A 21,508-nucleotide genomic window follows, 5' to 3' on the forward strand; every position below is an offset into this window, starting at 1 on the left:
TGCCCCCGACCCCCGCGCCTCAAATCTCCACGCCCCGCCCGCCGAAGCCGCCCCAGAACCCCGGGGCCTGCTCGATGAAATCGGAAAGCCGCGCCCGCTGCCGCTCGTCGAGCACCTCGTGCACCTTCGCCAGCGAGCCCACGAGCGCCTTGCGCATCGCCTCGAGCGCCGCGTCGTGCCGCGCGAAGAGCTCGCCCATCACGGTCTCGTCGAAGCTCGGGCTGCGCATCGCCTTCGCCAGGTCCTCGCGGCTCTTGCGCAGCTCGCCGCGGTGCTTCGCCGCCACGTCGCGCATCTCCTCGAACGCCGCCGCGATGGCCTTCTCCTGGCCCGGCGTCGTGTCGAGCGCCTCGAACAGCCGCCGCAGGACGAAGTGCGGCATGCCGTACCCGCCGCGCCGGAAGCCCGCCCGCCCGTGCGTCCGGAAGGGCCCGCCGTGCTCGCGGTCGTAGCCGCCGCCCTCCCAGCCGCCGTGGCCGTACCCACCCCCGCCGAAGCCGCCTCCGTACCCGCCGCAAGCGCCGCCGTAGCCGAAGCTGCGGTAGCCGTAGCCGCGGTGACAACCGCCGTGGCGCAAAACCTTGATGAGGCCGATGAGGCAAGCCGTGCCGATCAGAAATCCGAGCATGTTCCCTCTCTTCCGCGGCTCGTCGCGCGCCGCGTCGTTCACGCAGAGGAACATCACTCGCTCGTGTGAAGCGCGCGCCCGGCTCGATGTGAAGAAGCGCAAAGACGCGCGCGGCGACGCAAGAGAGTGGCCAGGTCCGACCCGCCGCGGGTATAGTCCTTTTGATGCAGCGGTGGTTCTTCGGGCTCGTTTTCCTGGTCTTCCCCGGCTGCGCGGCCACCGCGCCCGCGGAAGCAGGCCCGAAGACGAGCGCGCGCGCGCCGATCCTGGTGCAGCCGGTGCAAGTCACGGCACGCAAACCCGCGCCGAGCCCCGCGCCCGTCGCGACGAACGAGCCCGCCGCGGACCCCGACGCCGATGACGAGGAGGGGCCCGACGACGACGAGGCCGAGGCCGCGGAGGAAGCCGCCGAGGCCGCCGAAGCCGCGGGAGCGTCCCCGCCGCCGCCCGCGCCGAAGGCCCCCTCGCCGCTCCTGGCCCTCAGCGTGACCCAGCTCGAAGCGCGCTACCGCAGCGATCCGGCCTCCGTGGGGCCGCTCTCGCTCGGCGCGACGAACGCGGGCGCGCTCGTGAACGGCGTGCAGATGCCGAAGAGCGAGAAGTGGATCGTGCAGGATCCTTCGTGCGCCTGGGGCACGCAGGAGACCGTGGACGCCATCGCGCGCAGCATCGAGAAGGTCGCGGCCGAGCACCCGGGCGCCCCGCCCCTCGCCATCGGGCACATCAGCAGCCGGAAAGGCGGCCACCTCTCGCCCCACAGGAGCCACCAGTCGGGCCGCGACGTGGACCTCGGCTACTACCACAACCCGCCGAAGACCACGTTCGTCCGGGCGACCGAGGCAAACCTCGACCTCGAACGCACCTTCGCCCTGGTGAAGACGATCGTGAGCGAGACCGACGTGGAGCTCGTGCTCATCGACACAGCCGTGCAGCGCCTGCTCGTGGCGCACGCGCAGCGGAAGGGCGAGGACGAAGCCTGGCTGGATCAGGTCTTCCAGGTCCGCGGAAAACACCCCCGGCCCGTGGTGCGGCACGCGCGCGGGCACGGCAACCACCTGCACGTGCGCTTCGTGAGCCCGGTCGCGCAGGAGCTCGGGCGCCGCGCCGGCGCGTTCCTCAAGCGGGAGAAGGTCGCGCCGCCGCACGTGGCCGACGCGGTCGTGATGCACAAGGCCCGGAGCGGCGACACGCTGCAGATCCTGGCCCGCCGGTACGGGACGACGGTCGAGGCGATCCAGGGGGCGAACGGGCTCAAGACGATCGACATCAAGATGGGCCGGACGTACCGGATCCCGGTGCCGAAACCGCCGACGGCTGCGAAGGCGCCGGCCGCCCCCAAGCGGCACGCCCCGCCTCCGCGGAACACGGCAGGCGCGACACGGGGACGGTAGGGCCATGGAGTACCGGAACAACCTCGACGCCGCGCGGATGCGCATCGAGACGCTCGAGGCGAAGCTCACCGAGCGCGAGGCCTCGCTCAAGGCGCGAGAGGCGGAGCTCGCCGAGCAAAACGCCGAGATCACGCGGCTGCGACAAACCGGCGGCAAACCCGCGAAATTGAGCGGCGTTTGGATCGTGCTCCTCGTGTTCACCCACTTCGCCGTCGCGGGCATCGGCGGCCTGATCTTCCTCGGCGCCTTCGGACGGTCGTCGCCCTCGTACATCAACTGCCCCACGTGCCCTTCGCCGCTGGCCCTCGTCGACGACCCCGCCGCCCACCCCCCGGCCCCGATCGCCGAGGGCACGGCCACGGACAGCAACGCGGAAGAGAGCGCGGTCACGCAGTCGAACGACCGCATGCGCCCCGAGGTGCGGGCCTGCCAGGTCGAGCAGCTCAAGAAGCACCCCGACGCGCACGGGTTTCTCGCGATCGTCTTCGAGGTCGAGCCCGCGGGCAAGGTCGGCGGCGTCGTCCTCCAGGGCATGTCGTCCAGGGACCGCTGGTGGAGCGCGGACTTCGAGGCCTGCGTGGTCAAGGCGTACCGGGGCCTCGCGTTCCGGCCCTTCAACGGGGCGAAGACCACCGCGAAGCACACGTACTTCCTCTCGACGAACACGAACCTCGGCTTCTGAAACCCGTGCACGCGCGCGCGCGCTGGCAGTATCCTCGCGCCCATCGTGCGTCTCCCCCGCCCCACCTCTCCGGCAAACGCGAGCGCCGCGCTCGTTCTGGCCTCGTGCCTCGCGGCTTGCGCATCCGAGCCGCTGCGCCCCGAAAACCCCTGTCCGCCGCCCGCGAAGAGTGCGGCGCCCGTGGCCACGACGCCGCCGAAGGTCGACAACACACGCACGCTCGAAGTGCGCCTCGCGCCGACGCGCGACGGCGGGAGCGAGGTCGTCGCGATCGACGTGTCGATGCGCTTCTCCGTGCCGCCCGTGGACTTCGGCGAGGCGCGGCCGCTCGTGTTCCGGCTCGACGACGCGCGCGTGGAGGACATCGACGAGCTCACCGCGCGTGACGCGGAAGGGTCGCTCGCGCTCGTGCGGGACGAGGGCGAGGGCAAGGACGCGGCGGGCGCGCCCGTCGCATGGCGCGCCGAGCGTCGCGCGCGAGGGCCCGTGACCGTGAGTTACACGCGCAAGCTCGCGGCCGGCAGCGCGGCGCAGGCGGCGGCGTCGCTCTCGGCGTCGGCGGGGGGTTTCCTCGGGGTCGGGCGCGCGTTCCTGCTCGTGCCGGACACGACCGAGCCACACGAGATGCGCGTGCGCTGGGACCTTTCGGGGATCGGGGAAGGCGCGAGCGGCGCGTCGTCGCTCGGCGCGGGCGACGCGGAGGTCAGCGGCTCGCCGACGACGCTCGCGGCCGCGACGTGGGCCGCGGGGCCCTTGCATCGGGTGACGATCGAGCGGCCGGCGACGCGCGAGGGCGAGGGCGCCTCGTTCGCGGTGACGTCGGTCGGGCGCGGCGTGTTCGACGTGCTCGACGTGGGCGCCTGGGCGAGCCGGGCCTGGGTCTCGGTGCGGCCGCTCGAAGGCGCGCCGGGTGGCCATTTCGATATTTTCCTCCGATCGAGCGGCGCGACCGGCCGCCGCTTCGACGCCGCCGTCACGGGCCGGAGCGCGATCGCGGTCGGAGACGAGGGGCTCACGTTCGGTTGGCCGGAAAAACGGGCGCTCGGGCGGGCGATGGCGCGGGCGAGCCTCGGGTATTCAGTGGCCGCGTGGTTCGACGAGGGGTTCGTCTCGTATTTCGCGGTCGACGCCCTGCGGCGCGCGGAGCTCGTTCCGGCGCGGGACGTGCTCGCCGAGGTCGATGCGCGGGCGACGCGGTATTTTTCGGCGGCCGAGGCGCAAGCCGAGGATCGAGGCATGTTGTTCGCCGCCGAGCTCGACGCGCGCATCCGGGCGAAGAGCGGCGGCAAGCGCTCGCTCGCCGACGTGGCGCGCGAAGTCGCGCCGAAAGCGGGTGAAGGCGAGGCCCCGGCGAGCGGCCCGCGCCGCGTGCCCGAAAGCGCGCTGCGCGACGGCATCGTGAAGGAGCTCGGGGACGAGGGAAATCGAATCTTCGGCGCGATCCTCGGCAAGGGTGGCGCGCCGTCCCCGCCCGACGACGCATTCGGCCCGTGCTTCGTGAAGGTGAAGAAGAAGGTCCCGCGTTACGAGCTCGGCTTCGATCCGGCGTCCGTGAACGAAAAGAAGGTGCGTGGCGTGTCGCCGAAATCGGCGGCGGCGAAGGCGGGGCTCGCGGAGGGGGATCGCATCACGGCGGCGGATCTCGGCGACGGGACGATCGATCGCCCCGTGGAGATCGAGGTCGACCGCGGCGGCAAGCTCACGAAGGTGCGGTGGCTGCCGCGAGGCGAAAACGTGGATGGGTTCTCGTTTGCGTTTGGCCCGAAGGCCCCCGCGAGCTGCGACGCGCCGAAGGGCCGCTGAACCATCGATTCCTGAGTATCCTTCGGGCCCGAGAGGCGCGTCCTGGGCACGTCGCTTGCGATCTCGCGAAGCCGTGCGCAGGACGCGCCAATCATGAAGAAGATTCGACATCGGAAGCCCCCTCTCCCGCCGCACCACAGCGGGAGAGGGGTTTCCCTTGGTCGTGATCAAGCCGGCGGCTTGCAGAACACGCCGACGATCGTCCCGAGGTTGTTCCCGGGTTTGCATTCGGCGTACGCGCCGTCGTCGTTCGGAATGACGGTCACGTCCACTTTTTCGGCTTCAATCGTGGGCGGCATGCCCCAGTTGCAGGAGACGAGCCGGCACTCGCCGGGCGGCAGGACCTCGGTGGTCTTCGCCTCGCAGACCTTCGCCTGCCCGACGTAGAAGCCGACGGAGAGCCCCGCGCCGACGGGATCCGCGCCGCGGTTGCAGATCGGAGCGCCGATCTCCACGCCCTGACCGCTGCACGCGAATTGCGTGCTCGCGCCCGCCGTGGGATCGCCCGTGGCCGCGCCGTTCGCGTTGCCCGGCACGTTCTGGCGGAAGTTGTTGAGCTTGGGGTCGTCCCAGTTGTTCGTCCAGGCGCTCGTCTTGGGAATGGTCCCGTCCTCGTTGACGTGCGTCACGGCATAAGGATGCTGGTTCCAGATCGTCCGCGAGCGGACCCACTTGTCGTTCGCGTCCGAATACACACGAATGCCGGACACGCCGTGCGGGTGGCCGGCGCGGCACGTGTTGCCATTGCCAGGCGTGCCCACGGGCGGCGGCGCGCAGCGGAGCCCCTCCTCGATGCAGGCGGCGTCGTCCTGGGCCGCGCAGCATTGCTTCGTCTCGGAGCAGCGGCAGAACCCGGCATCACAGACCCCGGAGACGCAATCGGCCGCGTTCTGGCAGCGGACGCCCGGGAACTGCGGATCGACGCCGTTCGCGTCGAGGGTCTGGCACGGGATGCCCGTCCCGTCGGGCGAGCAAGCCTTGTTCGACGGCGTGACGAGATCCGCGCGGAAATTGCCGTCGACGTCGGCGATGATGGGGTTTTCGTACCAGGTGCACGACGAGCGATACTGGCTGAAGAGGACGTCGCCCGTGTCGCCGTCGTACACGCGGACGAAACACTCGTCGCCGTAGACGACCTCGCTCGACCCGTCGGCCTCGAAGTCGAAGACGCTGGAGCCCGTGACGTTCGAAGAGAGATCCTGCGTGGAGCGAGACCAGAGGACGAACTGGCCCGCCGGGCACGTGCCGCCCGCGTAATCGCAGGGGCCGAGGTTGCATTGCCCACCCGGCCTGGGGGACGGTCCACAATCGAGGTCGTAGATCGTGTAATACGCCTGCCCGGCGACCGCGACCTCGGGCAAACCATCCCCGTCGAAATCGCTGATCGTGGGCGGACCGCCGCCCCCGTTTCCAGGGACGGCCACGGGAATCTGCACCGGCGTGCCGTCGATCGCGTAGATCATCACCAGGTTGTTGCGCACGACGACGATCTCCGGGTTTTTCGCGGGCACACCCGCGCCCCCGTAGGCGCCGAAATCAGCGATGGCCACGTGCCCCGGCGCCGTGGACGAGACGCCCGGGAAGTAGGGCTCGTTCACCCACGCGCCGCCCGTCCATTCCCAGATGAAATGCCCGTTCGTGAACTCGACGTTCGGATCCTGATCGAGGTTCGCCACCACGGAAAAGAGGCCCGCGGAGTAACTCGAATAGAGCGGCGGAGCGCCCGACGCGAGCGAGCCGTCGGCGCGGAGGACGGCGCCCTCGCGGAGAACCTCGGGCTTGCCGTCGTCGTCGAGGTCGTGAATGGAAGGCCCGGCCCAGCCCACGGGGCAGCGGTGCTGGTTGAAATCGCAGGGGCCGCCCGGGATGCCGGCCTGGTAAGGCGATTTCCAGAGCAATCCCCAGGTGCCGGCCTTTTTCGTGAACGCGAGCGTGGAGCCGTCCGCCCCATACGCGACGATTTCGGCCACGCCGTCGCCGTCGAGATCCCCGGACGCGAGCGTGGACGAGGAGACGATCCAATCGGGCGTGCCGTCGCCGTCGACATCGGTGCCCCCGAGGTTCGCCTCGAGCGAGCAATCCTTGCCGCTGAGGACGCGGATGACGCCCTGATCCTCGGTGTAATTGGCGATGACGGTCGGCGTGAACGCCGCGACGATGCTCGGCGAGCCCGCGGCCGCAGGCTTGTTGAAGTTCGTCACGATCGGCGTGCCCTGCACGTCGACGTGGCCAGGGAACGGATCACCGTCCGGTGCCGCGCTGAACTCGCATTTGACGCGCGGCGAAAACTGGCCGGCGGCAATGACGTTGATGCACGTCGGATCGTTCGGCGGCGACGCGCTCTCCCACGGCACGCATTGCTTGAGCATGGGCTCGCAATACGTGTCGTTCTTGCAGTCCGCGTCGTTCGTGCAGCCCGTCACGGGCACGCAGACGCCGTGCGAGCAGACCTGCGTCGTGGGCTCGCACGTGGGATCACACGTGCCCGGAAAGCCGCCGCCTTGCGCCGCGCCAACGGTGAACGTGCCGCCGTCGCCGCCCTGCCCGCCCGGTCCCGAGCCGCCCCCGCCCGAGCCGCCCGAACCCGTGACCGTGCCGTCGCCGCACCCCTCGGCCAGCGCGGACAGGGCGAGCGCGAAAACGCCCGCCGCAGCGAGCCATCGATTTTGAACCAATCTCCGTCTCATTCTTACCCTCCTCGGGCGATTCGTAGGAGGGAGACATTACCGGAATTGGCTCAGTAATAATACACCTGCACCACGTGCAGCGCGACGAGCACGGGCAGCGGCCAGAACACCACGAGGTGCGCGCGCGACGAGAGGAGCCGCCGATCACGCGCCTTCACCGCGCCCCATCGATTCGAGATCGCCGTCACCACGCCCGCGATCGCGCCGAGCACGCACACCGCGAGGAAATCAATCGACAGCCAGAGATTGAGGTGATGGCCGAGCCGGAGGCCCGTGTGCACCACGAGCGCGAAGAGCGTCGAGGCGCCGATGATGCCGTGAATCGCCCGGAACATGGGCACGTCGAGCCACGTGAATCGCTTCCAGCGCTTGCGCAGCGAGAGCACGAGGCTCACGACGCAGAGGCCGAGCAGCACGTAGCCGGAGATCTGCTTCAGCGTGTCGTCCGTGAAGAGGCGCGCAGGGCCGAGCCGGCCCGCAATCGTCGCCGGCACCGGCATCGGTCGCGACGCGACCGCCACGGCCGACAAGAGGAACGCGCCAATCGACGCCACGAGCAGCGGCCTTATCCCCGACTCGGGCGGCACCGCCTCCTTGCGCGGCGCGACCGACGTGGTCGCCGCGCCCTTCTGCTGCTGGTCGGGCGGCAACATGCCGACGCGCTTGGGCGGCACCCAGCTCCGCCGCGATTGCACGTACCCGTAGTCGTAGACGCCCTCGTCGAGCGCCTTGAACGCGGCCTCCGCCTCCTCGGCGTATTCGTCCTCCGCGTCGTCCTCGACCTCGTCGTTGATCGCGGGATCCTCGAAGAACGACGGCAAAGGCGGCAGCGGCGTGATCTGCAGATCCTCGACCGCGCGCGCCGGCTCTTCGAGCAGCGCAGGCGAACGATCGGATGAGAGGCCGACCTCGGCCTCGTCCTCGGGCAACGCAGGCGGCGCGAGCGCGCGGATCGCCGCTTCGAGGCCCTCGGTGACCGAAGGCGTGGGCGGACGCGAGGACACCCGCGGCTTGAGGCCCGGCGGGCGAGAGGACGGCACGCGCCGGCTGCTCGGCGCGCCGCTGTCGAGGGTCTCGCGCAGCGCGGGCTCGGGCGCGAACGCGGCCGCAGCCTCGGCGCCGAAATCGGCGAGCCCGGGCGGGATCTCCATGAGCGGCAACGTCTTGCGACGCGCGCGTCCGCCCGTCGACGGCGGCCCGTTGCCCGGCATGACGATGTTCATGACGGTCGACGAGCGCGGCATCGCGCCCGGGTACGTCGGCCTGCGCTGCGAGACCGGCGCGGGCGTCATCGTGCGGCGCGACGTCGGCGGCCGATCCTTGCGCAGCGCCGGACGCTCGCCCATGCGCACGGAGGCCGCGGGCACGGCGACGGGGAGCGCGCCGTTCTCGTCCACGCCGAGCAGCTCCGCGATGAGCGGCTTGCACGAGCCGCAGACCGTGCCCGCGCCCGTCTTGCTGCAGAGCGCCTCGACGGTTCCGCAGCCCTCGACGATCGCCAGGCTGAGCGCGCCGCGCGTGACGCGCATGCAGCCGCAGACGACGGCTTCGTCGGCCCACTCGGTGACCTTCTTCGACTCCTCCTTCGCGAAGAGGTTGCCCGTCGAGCGGAAGCGCCGCATGTCGAAGAACGACATCGGCACGGGCGAGGTCAGCGCGTCGCGGATGCGATCGAGGTTCTCCCAGTCGCCCACGGTGACCGCGCCGATGAGCTTTCCCTGGCGCGTGACGAGCTTGCGGTAGACGCCGCCGGTCGTGTAGCGCAGCGCCGACGAGAGCGGCTTCGTGTCGCCGTCGTACTCGCCGAGCGCGGCGACCGTGACGCCGAGGAGCTTCAGCTTCGCGGACTGATCGGCGCCCTTGAACTCCGCGTTCTCGCCGAGCAAGTTCGCCACCAGCACGGTGACCATCTGGTAGCCGGGCGCGACGAGGCCGTACGTGATGCCGTTGTGGGCGGCGCACTCGCCGATCGCGAAGACCTGCTCGTCCGAGGTCTGCAGCCGATCGTCGACGAGGATGCCGCCGTTCGGCGCGCACGTGATGCCCGCGGCCTTCGCGAGCTCGCCACGCGGGCGGATGCCCGTGGACACGATGATCATGTCGACGGCGAGGATCTTCCCGTCGTCGAACACCATCACGAGCCGCTCGGTCTCGTCCTCGAGCGTCTCCTCGGGCTCCTCGTCCTCGACGACCGCTTCTTTCGGCTCCTCGAGCTCCGACGGATCGTCGTCGACGTCGCCGCGCGGCGGGGCGAAGCGGTACGGGCCCGCGGAGCCGGGGGCGAGCTCGCCGGGCGTGAGCGCCATGAGCGACTGCCGCGCCTGCTTCTTCGCCTGCTTCTCCGCCTCCTTCGCGAGCCGCTCGGCCTCCTGCTCGGCCTTCTTCTTCGCGGCGAGGTGCTCCTTCATGGAGAGCACGCTCTTGATCTTCTTGCCGACCTGGACCTTGACGCCGAGCTCCTCGATCTTCTCCTTCAGCACCCCGGCGCCCTGCGCGTCGAGCTGCCGCGGCATGAGGCCCGGCGCGACCTCGATGACCTGGACCTCGATCGGATGCAGCCTCCGGCCAAGGTCGTAGATCGCCTTCGCCGCCTCGAGGCCGAGCAAGCCGCCGCCGATCACGGCGACGCGCAGCGATCCCTCGACGTGCGCCTCGATGTTGTAGACGTCGTCGAAGGTCCGGTAGACGAAGACCCCCCTGCGCAGCCGCGTCGTGCCGTCCTCGTTCTTGACGTGCATGCCCTCGATGGGCGGCACGAACGGCTCGGAGCCCGTGGCGAAGACGAGGCGGTTGTAGGGGACGCGGCGGCCCGAGTAGGACTCGACGAAGCTGTGGTCGCGATCGACGCGGACGATCGGATCGTCGAGGTAGAGATCGATGCCGTGCGACTCGTACCAGTCCTCTTCCGCGAGGATCAGGCTCTCGCCGTCACGACCGCCGAAGATGTCCGTCAGGTGGACGCGGTCGTAGGCGGGGAAGCGCTCCTCGCCGAAGACCACGATGCGGATCGACTGGTTGACGCCGTTCTCGACGAGCTTCTGGCAGAGCCGGTAGCTCACCATCCCGTTGCCGACGATGACCAGCGTTTGCCGATCGTCGTCGACAAGAGGCTCGTCGGCGTCGGGGAACCCCCCTGCCTTGCCGTCGTATGTGCCCCCCAATCCGGACGTCACCGGCCTCGGTTCTACACCAGCAGCGGGGCGGCGGGCACCTTCTCGACGGCTCCGTCGGGACGGGCCGCAAAAATCGAACGGTCTGGGTCACGCACCCCACGTGTCCGACGAACCGTCACCGCCGCTTCGCGCCTCGCCCGCGCGCTCAGGAGCACCAGCGTGTCACGCGCTTGACGAGATCGGGCATCCCGAGCGACTCGCAGAACGCCCGGAGCTCCGGCCTCGCCCCCCGGTACGCGAGGTCCTCGAAGCTCTCGATCAGAGGGACGTCGGTCCGGAGCGTGGCGAGCTGCTTGAAGAGGCGCGCCTCGTCGGTCTGGGCGGCGAGGGTCTGGGCGAGCTTGTCCGCGCCCCGCACCTTGATGCCCCACGCCGAGGCCTCACGCGGGATGCGCTCGATCGTGCCGAACGCGGAGAGCACCGCGGCGGCCGACTTCTCGCCCCAGCCTGGCAATCCGGGATATCCATCCGCCGAATCGCCCACGAGGGCCAAGAAATCCGGGATGGAGGCGGGTTTGACCCCGAATTTCCGGGTGACCCCGTCCTCGTCGAGGACGGCGTTGTCGTTTTTCCGGTCCAGCATCACGACGCGGGTGCCGTCGACGCACTGCGCGAGATCCTTGTCGACCGAGGCAATCAGGACCTGCCCCGCCTCCTCCGAGAAACGGGCCGCGCCTGCGGCGATCGCGTCGTCGGCCTCGAATTCGACCATCGGCCAGACGACGAGCCCGAGCGCGCGCATGGCGTCCTCGGCCAGGAGGAACTGCGAGGTGAGCTCCTCGGCCAGGCCGTCGCCCGTCTTGTATCCGGCGTAAAGGTCGTTGCGGAACGACCGGACGACGTGATCCGTGGCGCAGGCGATATGCGTCGCCTCCCGCGTGAGGACCATGAGCGTCGAGAGCAGGCCGCGGACGGCGCCGACCTCGCGGCCGTCGGGCGCTTTGCGGGACGGCTGCGCGAAGTAGGCGCGGAAGAGCTCGTAGGTCGCGTCCACGAGGTGGAGGCGCGGGCGGGCGGGATCGGCTGTTCGCATGTCGGAAATGGGAATGCGGGGGGTGGAGGACGAACGGCGCGTATCCTACGGCGCCGAACGTGGCCTGGAAAGGTCGCGGCGTTGCGTCCGTCAGGCGCGCCCTGAATCTCGGATACGTGCATTCCGCAGCGCCACTTTGATCCCCCTCGCCTGCGCATCGGCCTTTCCCTGGCCCTCGGGCTCGTGCGTAGATGCTCCGGCGGGGGCGTGGACGAATGGGTTCGATCGAGGCACGGCAGCCGGTCCGGAGCCACGGACGAAGGCTCGCCGGGCTTGGCGTGGGCTTCGTGCTCGTGGCCCTCCTTCTCGTCCTCCGGCTCGGCTTCGAAGAGCACCTCGGAGGCCGCGTGCTGCTCGTCGAGCTCGTCGTGGTCGCCGTGTTCGTCCTGGCGATCCACGAGACGTTCCGGCGCGCCCTCGCCCGCGCGGAAGATCGGAACGCCGAGCTCGAACGCCGCGTCGAGGAGCGGTCGCGCGCGCTCGAGCTGATCGGCGGCGCGCGCACGGCCGAGATCGAGTCGCTCCTCGCCCACGTGCCCTTCGCCTTCGCGTTCTTCGACCGCGCGCACCGTTACCTCCTCGTCAACGCGGCGCTCGCGCGTATGAATGGTTTGTCCACGAACGAACATCACGGCCGCACGATCCACGAGGTCGTCCCGGAGTTCGTCCCGCTGGTGGAGCCTCTCCTCCGCAAGGTCTTCGAGACCGGCGAGGGCCTCGCGGGCTTCGAGGTCACGGCCGCGGGCAAGGATCGCCCCGAGGAGCCGCGCGATTGGCGCCTCCATCTGTTTCCCGTGTTCGGGCCGGACGGCGCCGTCGCCTCGGTCGGCGCCCTGATCGTGGACATCACCGAGCGCAAGCGCGCCGATCGGATGGAGCTCGCGGTCCGCGAGGCCCGCGCGCGCGCCGAACAGAGCCTGTCGAAGCTCGAAGCGATCCTCGGGAGCATGGCCGAGGCGGTCATCGTGAGCGACGCGGAGGGCAACTTCGTCTCCCTGAACCCTTCCGCGCGAAACACCTCCGGCAGCGGGGTCCGTGAGAATGGGGAGCCCCTGTCCACGATCGTCGGCATGCACCTGCGCGACTTCGCCGGCACGCTCGTGCTCTCGACGCTCGACGGGCGCGAGCTGCCCCTCGAAGAGTGGCCCATCTCGAGGGCGATCCGAGGCGAGGTGTTCAACGATCTCGACCTGCGCATGCGCCGCCCGACGGGCGAGGTGCTCGTCGCCCGTTACGCAGGCCGGGCCGTGCGCGACGCGGAAGGAAAGGTGGAGCTCGGCGTCGTGACGATGCGCGACGTGACGCGTGAGCTCTGCGCGATGGAAGAGCGTGAGGCGCTGCTCGCGAGCGAGCGCGCGGCCCGCGAAGAAGCCCAGCGCGCGAGCCGGCTCAAGGACGAGTTCTTGGCGACGGTCTCGCACGAGCTCCGCACGCCGCTCACGGCCATCGCGGGCTGGTCCCACATGCTGCAGAAGCCCGGCCTTGCGCCCGCGACGGTCCCGCGGGGCCTCGAAGTGATCGACCGCAACGCGCGCCTGCTCACGCAGCTCATCTCGGATCTGCTCGACGTGGGCCGCATCGTGAGCGGCAAGCTCAAGCTCGACGTGTCGTCCGTGGACGTCGAGGCCGTGATCGACGCCGCGCTCGAATCGGTGCGCCACGCGGCGGACGCGAAGGGCATCGAGCTGTCGCGTCGCGAAGGCGCGCGCGGAAAGGCGATCCTCGGCGATCCCGCGCGCATCCAGCAGATCGCGTGGAACCTCCTGTCGAACGCGATCAAGTTCACCTCGCGCGGCGGGGTCGTCGAGGTCTCGTGCACGAGCCACGACACACGCGTGGAGATCGCGGTGAAGGACACGGGGCAAGGGATCACCCCGGAGTTTTTGCCGCACGTCTTCGAGCGTTTCCGCCAGGCCGACGCCTCGGCGGCGCGCATGCACGGGGGCCTCGGCCTCGGGCTCGCCATCGTCCGGCACCTCGCGGAGCTACACGGCGGGCGCGTGCGCGCCGAGAGCGAAGGGCCGGGCAAAGGAGCGCGCTTCGTGGTGGAGCTGCCCGTCGCGCCCGTCCCGGACGAGGCTCTCTCGAACACGCCGCACGCGCAGCCCCGAAGCACCGAAGGCGCACGGATCTCCCTCGCGAACGGGCACGATCTCTCGGGCGCGCGTGTGCTCGTGGTCGACGACGAGCCCGACACGCGCGACGTCGTGCAACGCATCCTCGAAGAACACGGCGCCGAGGTCGTCGCGGCGGCGAGCGCGGAAGAAGCGCTCGGGCTCGTCGAGGCGCGATCCATCGACGTGCTCGTGAGCGACCTCGGCATGCCGGGCATGGACGGGTTCGCGTTGATCCGCGAGCTCCGGAGCGCCCGAAGGCTCGATCCTTCGCGCTTGCCCGCCGTCGCGCTCACCGCGTTCGTGCGCACCGAGGACCGACGCCGCGCGCTCGCCTCGGGCTACCAGGCGCACATCGAGAAGCCGATCGAGCCGATGGAGCTCGTCGCCGCCGTCGGCGCCCTCCGCCGCAGAGGCGCCTCCCGCGAAACGAGCGGCGCCTGACGAGGCCTACTTCTGAACGAGGCTCTGGAGCCGCGCGAGCGCCGCGGGCTCGGCGCGGAGCACGAGGTGCGCCCCGGCTTCATCGTACGTCTCGGACAGGACCTTCGCGTGCTCGTAGACCTCGCTCACGAGGGCCTGCTTCGTGTACGGCACGACGAGCTCACCCGGCACCATGAGCGCGTCGAAGAAATCGATGAGGATCTGCCGCAGGCGCGTGATGTCCTCCGGGGCCTTCGCCGACATCAGGATCGCCTCGGGGAACTCGCGCAGGAGGATCGTCCGATCCTCCTCTGCGACTCGATCGACCTTGTTCAGCACGAGCTTGTAGGGCACGCCTTCCGCGCCGATCTCCCCGAGCGTCGAGCGCGTCACCTCGAGCTGGCTGCGGAACGTGGGGTCCGAGGCGTCGGCCACGTAGAGCAGGAGCGAGGCTTCGAGCGCCTCGTCGAGCGTCGATCGGAACGAGGCCACGAGGTCGTGCGGCAGCTTCTTGATGAAGCCGACCGTGTCCGACACGAGGATCCGGGGTTTGACCTCGGGGTGCAGCGCGCGCACCGTCGTGTCGAGCGTCGCGAAGAGCTTGTCCATCACGTACACGTCGCTGCCCGTGAGCGCGCGCATGAGCGACGACTTGCCCGCGTTCGTGTAGCCCACGAGCGCGACGCGGCGGGCGTTCTGGCGCAGCGCGCGGCGCGTGGCCTGCTCGCGCTGGATGCCCTCGATCTCCTTGCGCAGCTCGGCGATGCGATCACGGATCTTGCGCCGATCGAGCTCGAGCTGGCTCTCGCCCGCGCCGCGGCCGCGTTGCCGATCGCCGCCGCCGCTCGACTCGCGCATCCGCGGCGCCACGTAGTTGAGCCGCGCGATCTCCACCTCGAGCCGCGCCTCGCGGCTCCGCGCGTGGCGGTGGAAGATCTCGATGATCACGCCGCTCCGATCGAGCACCTCGGCGCCCGTGCACTTCTCCAGGTTGCGGAGCTGGCTCGGCGTGAGGTCGTGATCGACGACGACGAGCGTCGGCTTCTTCGACGCGGGAGCGACGCCCGCGTCCCCCTCGTCCGCGTCGTCCTCGCCTTCGCCGCTCTCCGGCGCTTCCTCGTACTCGTCTTCCTCGTCGTCGCGCTTTTGCCCGGGCTTCTTGAAGCGCATGCCGGCGGGGCCCGGCCCGCCCGTGATCTCGGCGAGCACGCGGAGCTTCCCTTCCCCGAGCACCGCGCCCTTCGAGACGTTCGAGCGGCGCTGCGACACCGTGGCGACGACGTCGTAGCCGAGCGTGTTCACGAGCCGCCCGAGCTCGGCCATGTCGGCCTCGTGGTCGATGTCGGCGACGGTTGCGAGCTGAACCGCGACGAGGACGGCGGCGGGGCGATCGGTTGCGTTCTTGGACATAGAGGATGCGATTTCGATCGAGGGAGCGAGCTTTTGCGCCCTCCTAGCACGGCGAGGGCAGGCGCGCGTAGCTTTGCTGCAAACGTTTCAACGCAAAGAATGGCCGAGCTCGGCGGGATCTTGCTGGTAGAAGGCGCGCATCTGCTCGTAGAGCGCGGGATGCTTGGCGCGGAGGGCGCGCGGCCGCTCGAAAAAAACCTCCGTCACGACGGCGAAGAACTCGGCCGGGTTCTTCGCTCCGTACGTGTCGATGACCGTGCGGTCCCCCGACGCGACGTCCCGCAAGAGCCCCTCGTACGCCGCGCCGAGCACCCGCGCCCACGGCCCGTACGCCGCGCGCCGCGCGAGCACGGGCGCGCCGTCCGCCGCGCCGTCCTCGGTGTCGAGCTGATGCGCGAACTCGTGCAGCACCACGTTGTGACCGTCGCGGACGTCGGCTGCGCCGCGCAAGACCGCGTCCCATGCCAGCACGACCATACCCCTCCCCCACGACTCGCCGAGCCTCGTCTCTCCGTCCTCGACGACGATCCCGCCTTCGAGCGTGCGCGGACGCTTGTCGACGTACGTGCTCGGGTACACGAGGACGACCTCGAGATCCGGGTACACGTCGTTTTCGCGGTTGAGGAGCAGGGTGCAGGCCTGGGCTGCGATCGTGACGCGGATCTCGTCGTCGACATCGAGCCCGCTGCAGCCTTCGAAGCGCTTCTCGTCGAGGAAGATCTGCACGAGGCCGCGGAGCTCGTCCTGATCTTCGGGTGAGAGCTTGCCGAAGTAAGGCACGTTCTCCGCGAGGATGGCCTCCCACGCGGGCGGAAAGGGGCGGCCCCGGACGGCGCTACGCCTTCGTTCCTTGAAGAAGCCGAGCATCGAAGGCGAGCATGCCATGATTCCCGGATCGGGAAGAACCCGAAATAGAGCATCCGGCGATATCGATGCTATGCTGGAGGATCGAAACGTCCGGCGCTCGCCGGCCAGCGCGGAGAACATCCAATGGCTTATCGCCTCGTGCAGCGTGGAGAGGGAGAGCAGCGTCCGCTCCTCGTTCTTTATCTGGTGGGCGCGCACGTCGACGCCGATCTGCGCGCCGCGCTGGGGCCCGAGCCGAGCATCGCGGCCTACGACGATGCCACGGGCGAGCCATTGCCGCAGACGGTGGCGCGCGTCGCGGCCGCCACGGGCGTTCCCGTCGGGGACGTCATCCTCGCGGGTTTCTCCGCGGGCTGTCAGGCCGTGCGACGCGAGCTCATCGCGGGCCGTGATCCCTCGGGCGTGCTCGCGATCGACGGCACGCACGGGGATTTGCCCCCGGCCGACTGGCAACTCGCGCCCTGGCGCGCGCTCGCCGAGCGGGCGCGGCGCGGCGAGCGTCTCTTCGTGGCGACGTGCACGCAAAACACGTACGTCGAGACAGACCTTCCGAAGCCGAAACGATACAGCGCGACCGTCACCGTGCTGCGGCTCGCGACGAGCTTCGCCCTCGTGCCTTCGGCGGCGCCGGAGGGCGAGCACGACGGCGAGCTTCACGGCTACAGCTACGCGAGCGCGAGCACGGATGCCGAAGCGCACATCCGGCAGCAACGCTTGGTCCTGCCCGACGTCCTACGCCGCCACGTGAAGCCGTGGCTCGCCGCGCGGGCGACGATGCTGCGGCCCGAGGAGCGCGCCATGGCGCAGGCCGCGGTCGCGCTTTCGCTCGACCGCGTGGCGCGGGCCGACCTCTCGAGCCAGCACGAATCCGTTCCCCCGCCGAGCGCCTGAGACCCGAGCCCAGGGCCGATTCTGGTCCGGCATACCCCTCCCCGCGAGGATGGTGTATGCCGGACGTGGAGGTTTCCATGCGTTCGCTTCTTTCCTTCCTCGTTCCCCTCACCCTCGTCGCCTGCAGCGGAAGCGACAGCGGCGGCAGCGGCGGCAGCGGTGGCAGCGACGGCAGCAGCAATCCCCCGAGCACCAAGATCCTCGAAATCGAGCATTACCGGGATACGTGTGTCGGTGAAGGACGATTTCTGTGTTTGCTCACGCGGGAGGAGGGACAGGCCGATTTTCAGTTCCATTACGGCGACATCACGGGATTCGCTCCCGAATGGGGCCACAGGTACACGATCGAGATCGAGGAAAAGACGATTCCGAATCCCCCGGCGGACGGCTCCAGCATCGAGCTCGTGCTCGTCCGTATCGTGTCGGACGAGGTGGTGCCGGCGTCGACGACGTTCGTCGTGCACGTCGACGGGAGCGCCGATGAGCTCGGCTACGGGTCCGATTTGACGTTCGACGCGAGCGGCGGGGGCAAGCTACGGGACCAGGTGCCCTTCACCTGCGGCACCCAGGCCGCGTGCGACGCGGCGGCCCAGGTCGAAATCGACAAGAAGCAGGCCGACGTGACGTTCGGCTATTCCGATCCGGTGGGATTGCCGCTCGTGCTGCTCGAAGTCATGCCGAAATGACGCAGGCGCCCGTCACGGTTTTTTCGGGTCGACCATGATTCGATCCTTCGGATCGAACTTGGGCGAGAACGTGGAAACGACCACGGTCACGCCCGGCCCTTCGTGCACGTAGGAATGCACGGCGCCGCGGGGAATGACCTGCACGTCGCCCGCCTTCACCACACGCGTCTGCCCCTCGACGGTGAACGTCCCCGTGCCCTCCAGGATCACGACGAGCTCGTCGTGATCGGCGTGATAATGCACCGGTACGGTCCCCCGGGTCTGAATCACGTTGATCGTGTGATCGGCGTTCTCGAAGAGCGGAACGAGCTTGGTCTTCTCGTCCGGCCCGATCGGGTTTTTCTCGACGATCTCGCGGGCATTGCCCAGGAAAAACTCCCCTTTGCCCGCGTGCGCGGGCGCGGCGAGAGGCGCGGGCGCGGCGGCGGCCGTTCCCGGCGGCGCAGCGGTGGCCGCGTCCGCGCAGCGCTGCTGCGTGGGAGCGCAGGCGGACAGGACGAACAGGGACGTCGCGGCGAGCAGGGCTCTCGGGGTCGTGGGGGGAAGCGGTGCGCGCATGACGCGCCGAGCGTATCAAAAGGTCGCGGCCCGGGTCGAGCGAGCGGCAGACGTCAGCGCCGCAGCCGTTCGAGCTCCGCGCGCATCCGGGCGAGCTCGAGCTCCAGGTTCCGCCGGGCCACGCGCTCCGCCTCGAGCGTCTCCCGCGCCGCGATCTCCGCCGCACGTGCCTCCTGCGCCTCGTGCTCCGCTTCCTGCGCCTTGCGCGCGGCCCCCTGCGCAACCTCGGCCTCCGTCGGGAACAACACCTCGCCCTCGGCGTCCACGGCCACGCGAAGCCGCATGGCATCACCCCCGCCGACCGCGCGCAGCACGCAGCCGAGGACCTCGCTCCGAACCCGATCCGCGTTCGTCGCCTCGACCATCACGAGCTTGCCGCGCTCGTCGCGCCGGTGGACGCGGAAGCGCGTGCGGCCCGAGCGAACGTCGACGTAGGGGTCGAACACGACGAGCTCCCCGGTGCCGAGCTCGTCGTGCCGCTGCGGGGACTGCGAGACGTCCTTGGACTCGTCTTCCTCGGACATGATCTCGAGCGCGAAGCTCGGCGCGACGCCCGTCTGCCAGACCTTCCAGCACCGAGGGGCCACGTCGGACGGGAGACCCGGCATCACGTACACGTCGGGCGCCACCACGGCCTTCGGGTTGCCCTTGATCCAATAGATGAACTGGTCGGCGCCCACGAAGGCCTGGATGCCTCGTTCGGCGAGGAACCGCGCGAGCAAGGGGCGAAGAAGCTCGGTCATGAGGCGCTGGAGAGCGCTTTCACCCATGTCGTCGAACGCGGGATAAAACGTGGGGTCGTCCGGATCCTCCGCCCCGAGTCGCCAGGCCGCGCTGCCCATGATGAGGAGAGGTTAGCACGGTCGCAGACCCAGGGGAAGGGGCACGACACGCCCCTACCACGTGTGGGCCAATGGACCAAGAAAAACGTTTTTCCGCGGAGGGTTTGTCTTGCCGTCAGGGCAGCTTCGGCGGGGGGATCTTGGTGCCCCGATCCTTCACGTCGACCTCGACCACGGCAAAATGGTCGAGCAACCCGCTGGCGACCGCCTGGTTCGTGACGTAAAGCCCGCCCTTGCCGTCGAATGCGACGTGCGCCGGGCCGTCGAGGGGAATCTCGTCGTTCGTGGCCGCGGAGAATCGGCCGAGCTCGCCGCCCGTGGGCTTCACGACCGCGATCTCGTTCGTGATGGAGAGCGCCACGAAGAGCGCCCCGTCCTCGCCGAGGCCCATGCCCGAGGGCGCCTCGAAATTCGGAAAGACGTGCACGAGCGTGATGTCGTCCTCGGCCGGGACGGGGACCCGCCGGATCTTGTAAATGCGGCCCTCCCACGGCGCGTCGGCGGAGAATGCGACGGTCACGTAGAGGCTCTTGCCGTCGGCGCTGGCGACGATCCCCCGCGCGCCCTGGAGGTCGAAGAAGCCGGCGAGCTTCGCGCTCTGGAGCCAGATCTGGGGCGCGCCGCCGCCCGGCGGGATTCGATAAATCGTGGCCTGGGCAGCGTCGGTCACATAAGCGGAGCCGTCCTTCGAGAGCGCGATATCGCTCGGCATCGGCGGCAATTCGAGGGAGGTGGGGGAGCAAAGAGCCACGGGATTGACCGGATCACAAAGAGGGACGTCGGGGAAGGGCCCGGCATACACCGATTGGTGCCACGTCCCGTGCTTCTTCTCCGAGAACTTGAGGACGCCGAGCTGCGAGCTCACGGCAAAGAGGCGCCCATTACCGTCGACGGTGAGGCCCGTCAGCGCGTGGGGCGCGGCGAGGTCCTCCCCCTGGACGAGGATCGTGTCGAGCTGCGCGCCATTCTTCTCGTGGAACACCGCGATCTCGGAGGGAACACCGCCCGCGTCGACGCCCAGGGCCGGGCCCGCGACGTACACGCGGCTCTTGCGGAGCGCGATGCCATCCGGATGCCCCGGCGTCTCCGCGACGTGCGCGAGGAAATCACAATGCGAGGGCGCGGCCAAAGGCGCCTGCGTCTGGAGGACCAGAGCGACCGCCACGGCCGCGCCAATGGGAGACGCCAAACGATTTCCACCCAGCCGAACCCTGGATCGCGTCATCTGCGCCCTCCTCTGGAAGCTCGATCGGCGCCCCGCGCGCCGTCTTCAGACTCTCGAAATGAGTCCAGCATGGACCACGAATGCTGACGAATTCGGCGGACCGCCGCCATCAGGGAATTCCGGGAATACCCGACGTCGCTACGCCCGATGGTATACCCCCCATCACAGGAATGCATAAGCACGCCCCATACCGACGAACCGGCCCATCCAGGACGGAGCCTCGAAAAAGCCCGGGCAGAATAAGTTTTCCACCGAAGAATGCCGCGACGACGGACGCGCGGAGACGAGCAGTCGTCGAGGGGGTCGCCGCGAAGCCCCCGTACGCACGCGCACGGCAATGACAGGGACGGACCAGCGAGCCGGTGGGTCGACGCCTTGCATTCACCGGTGACCAGGGCGCTGGCCGCGAGACCGTCGTGGACGCTGCAGTCAGGGTTTGGTAGGAAGCACCATTATGGACGGATTGGGGTTCGAGGCGTTCAACACGCCGCTCGGTCGTGTGGTCGCAGCCTGGAGTCCGAGGGGCCTCTTCGCCCTGGCGCTGCCAAGCGAACGAGAAGAGGACACGATCGCATGGCTCACGGCGAGCGCGCCCGACGCCGTGCGCGGCGATCCGCCAGCATGGGTCCAGGACGTGATGCGCCTCGTCGCAGCGCACCTCGGCGGCGCGCCGCAGGATTTTTCGAAGGTGCCGCTCGATCTCGAACGGGTGTCGCCGTTTTACCGGGCCGTCTACGAGGCCGCGCGGGACATTCCGCCCGGCCAAACCGTGACGTACGGCGAGCTCGCGTCGCGCCTCGGCAAGTCACGGGCGGCCGCTCGCGCCGTCGGGCAAGCGCTCGCGAAGAACCCAATCCCGATCGTCGTGCCCTGCCACCGGATCCTGGGCGCAGCCGGGGCCGCCGTAGGTTTTTCCGCGCCAGGCGGCGTGCAGACGAAAGCGCGGCTCCTCGCGCTCGAAGGAGCACGCATCCCGCGCGTTCGCTAGGGATGCGCGGAGCGGGGCGTTGCCCCGGACCCCAGCAGGGGGCTGTCCGCCCCCTGCACCCCGGACCAGGCACGGCCTGGACCGAAGGCCGAGAAACCGCGCGATGC

The 21,508-nt window shown here is 69.7% G+C and carries 16 protein-coding genes; 7 read left to right on the top strand and 9 right to left on the bottom strand.

The genetic code is table 11. The features are described 5' to 3' along the window. Positions 1–19: 19 nt before the first annotated feature. Positions 20–628: a Spy/CpxP family protein refolding chaperone gene (locus QHF84_RS01505; RefSeq protein WP_281311327.1), complete on the bottom strand. Its 609-nt coding sequence runs from the start codon at positions 626–628 to the stop codon at positions 20–22. 164 nt (positions 629–792) lie between these two features. On the opposite strand from QHF84_RS01505, the gene QHF84_RS01510 reads away from it, so the two are divergent. The 3 genes from QHF84_RS01510 to QHF84_RS01520 are packed head-to-tail and all read left to right on the top strand — an operon-like array spanning position 793 to position 4,504. Further along, positions 793–2,019 (top strand): penicillin-insensitive murein endopeptidase, encoded by a 1,227-nt coding sequence (locus QHF84_RS01510; RefSeq protein WP_281311328.1) that lies wholly within the window; start codon positions 793–795, stop codon positions 2,017–2,019. A 4-nt stretch (positions 2,020–2,023) separates the two neighbouring features. Next, complete coding sequence (locus tag QHF84_RS01515; protein WP_281311329.1) at positions 2,024–2,701, top strand: hypothetical protein; 678 nt, start codon at positions 2,024–2,026, stop codon at positions 2,699–2,701. A 45-nt stretch (positions 2,702–2,746) separates the two neighbouring features. Further along, complete coding sequence (locus QHF84_RS01520; RefSeq protein WP_281311330.1) at positions 2,747–4,504, top strand: hypothetical protein; 1,758 nt, start codon at positions 2,747–2,749, stop codon at positions 4,502–4,504. A gap of 167 nt (positions 4,505–4,671) precedes the next feature. Here QHF84_RS01520 and QHF84_RS01525 read toward each other — a convergent pair whose 3' ends face one another. The 3 genes from QHF84_RS01525 to QHF84_RS01535 all read right to left on the bottom strand — a co-directional run bounded on the left by QHF84_RS01525 (position 4,672) and on the right by QHF84_RS01535 (position 11,397). Further along, positions 4,672–7,191, bottom strand: coding sequence for a VCBS repeat-containing protein (locus tag QHF84_RS01525; protein ID WP_281311331.1), 2,520 nt, complete (start codon positions 7,189–7,191; stop codon positions 4,672–4,674). A gap of 50 nt (positions 7,192–7,241) precedes the next feature. After that, positions 7,242–10,364 carry an FAD-dependent oxidoreductase gene (locus QHF84_RS01530; RefSeq protein WP_281311332.1) on the bottom strand — a complete coding sequence of 1,041 codons (3,123 nt, stop codon included), beginning with the start codon at positions 10,362–10,364 and terminating at the stop codon, positions 7,242–7,244. 145 nt (positions 10,365–10,509) lie between these two features. Continuing rightward, entirely contained in the window at positions 10,510–11,397 is an 888-nt protein-coding gene (locus QHF84_RS01535) for a 5'-3' exonuclease H3TH domain-containing protein (RefSeq protein WP_281311333.1), read from the bottom strand. A 215-nt stretch (positions 11,398–11,612) separates the two neighbouring features. Between QHF84_RS01535 and QHF84_RS01540 the strand changes: the two genes are divergently transcribed. Next, positions 11,613–13,955, top strand: a complete 2,343-nt coding sequence (locus QHF84_RS01540; protein ID WP_281311334.1) for an ATP-binding protein — start codon at positions 11,613–11,615, stop codon at positions 13,953–13,955. 6 nt (positions 13,956–13,961) lie between these two features. Here the strand turns inward: QHF84_RS01540 and hflX are convergent, their stop codons facing one another. Then, on the bottom strand, positions 13,962–15,344 hold the full coding sequence (gene hflX / locus QHF84_RS01545; protein ID WP_281311335.1) for a GTPase HflX: 1,383 nt from the start codon (positions 15,342–15,344) through the stop codon (positions 13,962–13,964). An 87-nt stretch (positions 15,345–15,431) separates the two neighbouring features. After that, entirely contained in the window at positions 15,432–16,229 is a 798-nt protein-coding gene (locus QHF84_RS01550) for a M90 family metallopeptidase (RefSeq protein ID WP_281311336.1), read from the bottom strand. A gap of 105 nt (positions 16,230–16,334) precedes the next feature. Between QHF84_RS01550 and QHF84_RS01555 the strand changes: the two genes are divergently transcribed. Both QHF84_RS01555 and QHF84_RS01560 read left to right on the top strand, forming a co-directional pair. Continuing rightward, positions 16,335–17,102: a hypothetical protein gene (locus tag QHF84_RS01555; RefSeq protein ID WP_281311337.1), complete on the top strand. Its 768-nt coding sequence runs from the start codon at positions 16,335–16,337 to the stop codon at positions 17,100–17,102. A gap of 77 nt (positions 17,103–17,179) precedes the next feature. Then, complete coding sequence (locus tag QHF84_RS01560; RefSeq protein WP_281311338.1) at positions 17,180–17,788, top strand: DUF4377 domain-containing protein; 609 nt, start codon at positions 17,180–17,182, stop codon at positions 17,786–17,788. A gap of 12 nt (positions 17,789–17,800) precedes the next feature. On the opposite strand, the gene QHF84_RS01565 is transcribed toward QHF84_RS01560, so the two are convergent. From QHF84_RS01565 to QHF84_RS01575, 3 genes are all read right to left on the bottom strand, one after another. Beyond that, a complete protein-coding gene (locus QHF84_RS01565) occupies positions 17,801–18,346 on the bottom strand; it encodes a cupin domain-containing protein (RefSeq protein ID WP_281311339.1) in 546 nt (181 codons plus the stop codon). A gap of 53 nt (positions 18,347–18,399) precedes the next feature. Next, positions 18,400–19,188, bottom strand: coding sequence for a Uma2 family endonuclease (locus tag QHF84_RS01570; RefSeq protein WP_281311340.1), 789 nt, complete (start codon positions 19,186–19,188; stop codon positions 18,400–18,402). A gap of 115 nt (positions 19,189–19,303) precedes the next feature. Next, positions 19,304–20,353, bottom strand: a complete 1,050-nt coding sequence (locus QHF84_RS01575; RefSeq protein ID WP_281311341.1) for a hypothetical protein — start codon at positions 20,351–20,353, stop codon at positions 19,304–19,306. A gap of 514 nt (positions 20,354–20,867) precedes the next feature. Here QHF84_RS01575 and QHF84_RS01580 point away from each other — a divergent pair. Next, positions 20,868–21,401, top strand: coding sequence for a methylated-DNA--[protein]-cysteine S-methyltransferase (locus QHF84_RS01580; RefSeq protein ID WP_281311342.1), 534 nt, complete (start codon positions 20,868–20,870; stop codon positions 21,399–21,401). Positions 21,402–21,508: the final 107 nt, after the last annotated feature.

The organism is Polyangium sp. y55x31 (assembly GCF_029946505.1).
In the GTDB taxonomy this organism is placed as follows: Bacteria; Myxococcota_A; Polyangia; order Polyangiales; family Polyangiaceae; genus Polyangium.

Excerpts from the sequence above, each read along its gene's own strand:
- QHF84_RS01555 (WP_281311337.1), top strand. The coding sequence starts at position 16,335 with ATGGCTTATCGCCTCGTGCAGCGTGGAGAGGGAGAGCAGCGTCCGCTC.
- QHF84_RS01505 (WP_281311327.1), bottom strand. The coding sequence starts at position 628 with ATGCTCGGATTTCTGATCGGCACGGCTTGCCTCATCGGCCTCATCAAG.
- QHF84_RS01515 (WP_281311329.1), top strand. The coding sequence starts at position 2,024 with ATGGAGTACCGGAACAACCTCGACGCCGCGCGGATGCGCATCGAGACG.
- QHF84_RS01580 (WP_281311342.1), top strand. The coding sequence starts at position 20,868 with ATGGACGGATTGGGGTTCGAGGCGTTCAACACGCCGCTCGGTCGTGTG.
- QHF84_RS01510 (WP_281311328.1), top strand. The coding sequence starts at position 793 with ATGCAGCGGTGGTTCTTCGGGCTCGTTTTCCTGGTCTTCCCCGGCTGC.
- QHF84_RS01540 (WP_281311334.1), top strand. The coding sequence starts at position 11,613 with ATGGGTTCGATCGAGGCACGGCAGCCGGTCCGGAGCCACGGACGAAGG.
- QHF84_RS01550 (WP_281311336.1), bottom strand. The coding sequence starts at position 16,229 with ATGGCATGCTCGCCTTCGATGCTCGGCTTCTTCAAGGAACGAAGGCGT.
- QHF84_RS01565 (WP_281311339.1), bottom strand. The coding sequence starts at position 18,346 with ATGCGCGCACCGCTTCCCCCCACGACCCCGAGAGCCCTGCTCGCCGCG.
- QHF84_RS01570 (WP_281311340.1), bottom strand. The coding sequence starts at position 19,188 with ATGGGCAGCGCGGCCTGGCGACTCGGGGCGGAGGATCCGGACGACCCC.
- QHF84_RS01560 (WP_281311338.1), top strand. The coding sequence starts at position 17,180 with ATGCGTTCGCTTCTTTCCTTCCTCGTTCCCCTCACCCTCGTCGCCTGC.
- QHF84_RS01525 (WP_281311331.1), bottom strand. The coding sequence starts at position 7,191 with ATGAGACGGAGATTGGTTCAAAATCGATGGCTCGCTGCGGCGGGCGTT.
- hflX (WP_281311335.1), bottom strand. The coding sequence starts at position 15,344 with ATGTCCAAGAACGCAACCGATCGCCCCGCCGCCGTCCTCGTCGCGGTT.
- QHF84_RS01535 (WP_281311333.1), bottom strand. The coding sequence starts at position 11,397 with ATGCGAACAGCCGATCCCGCCCGCCCGCGCCTCCACCTCGTGGACGCG.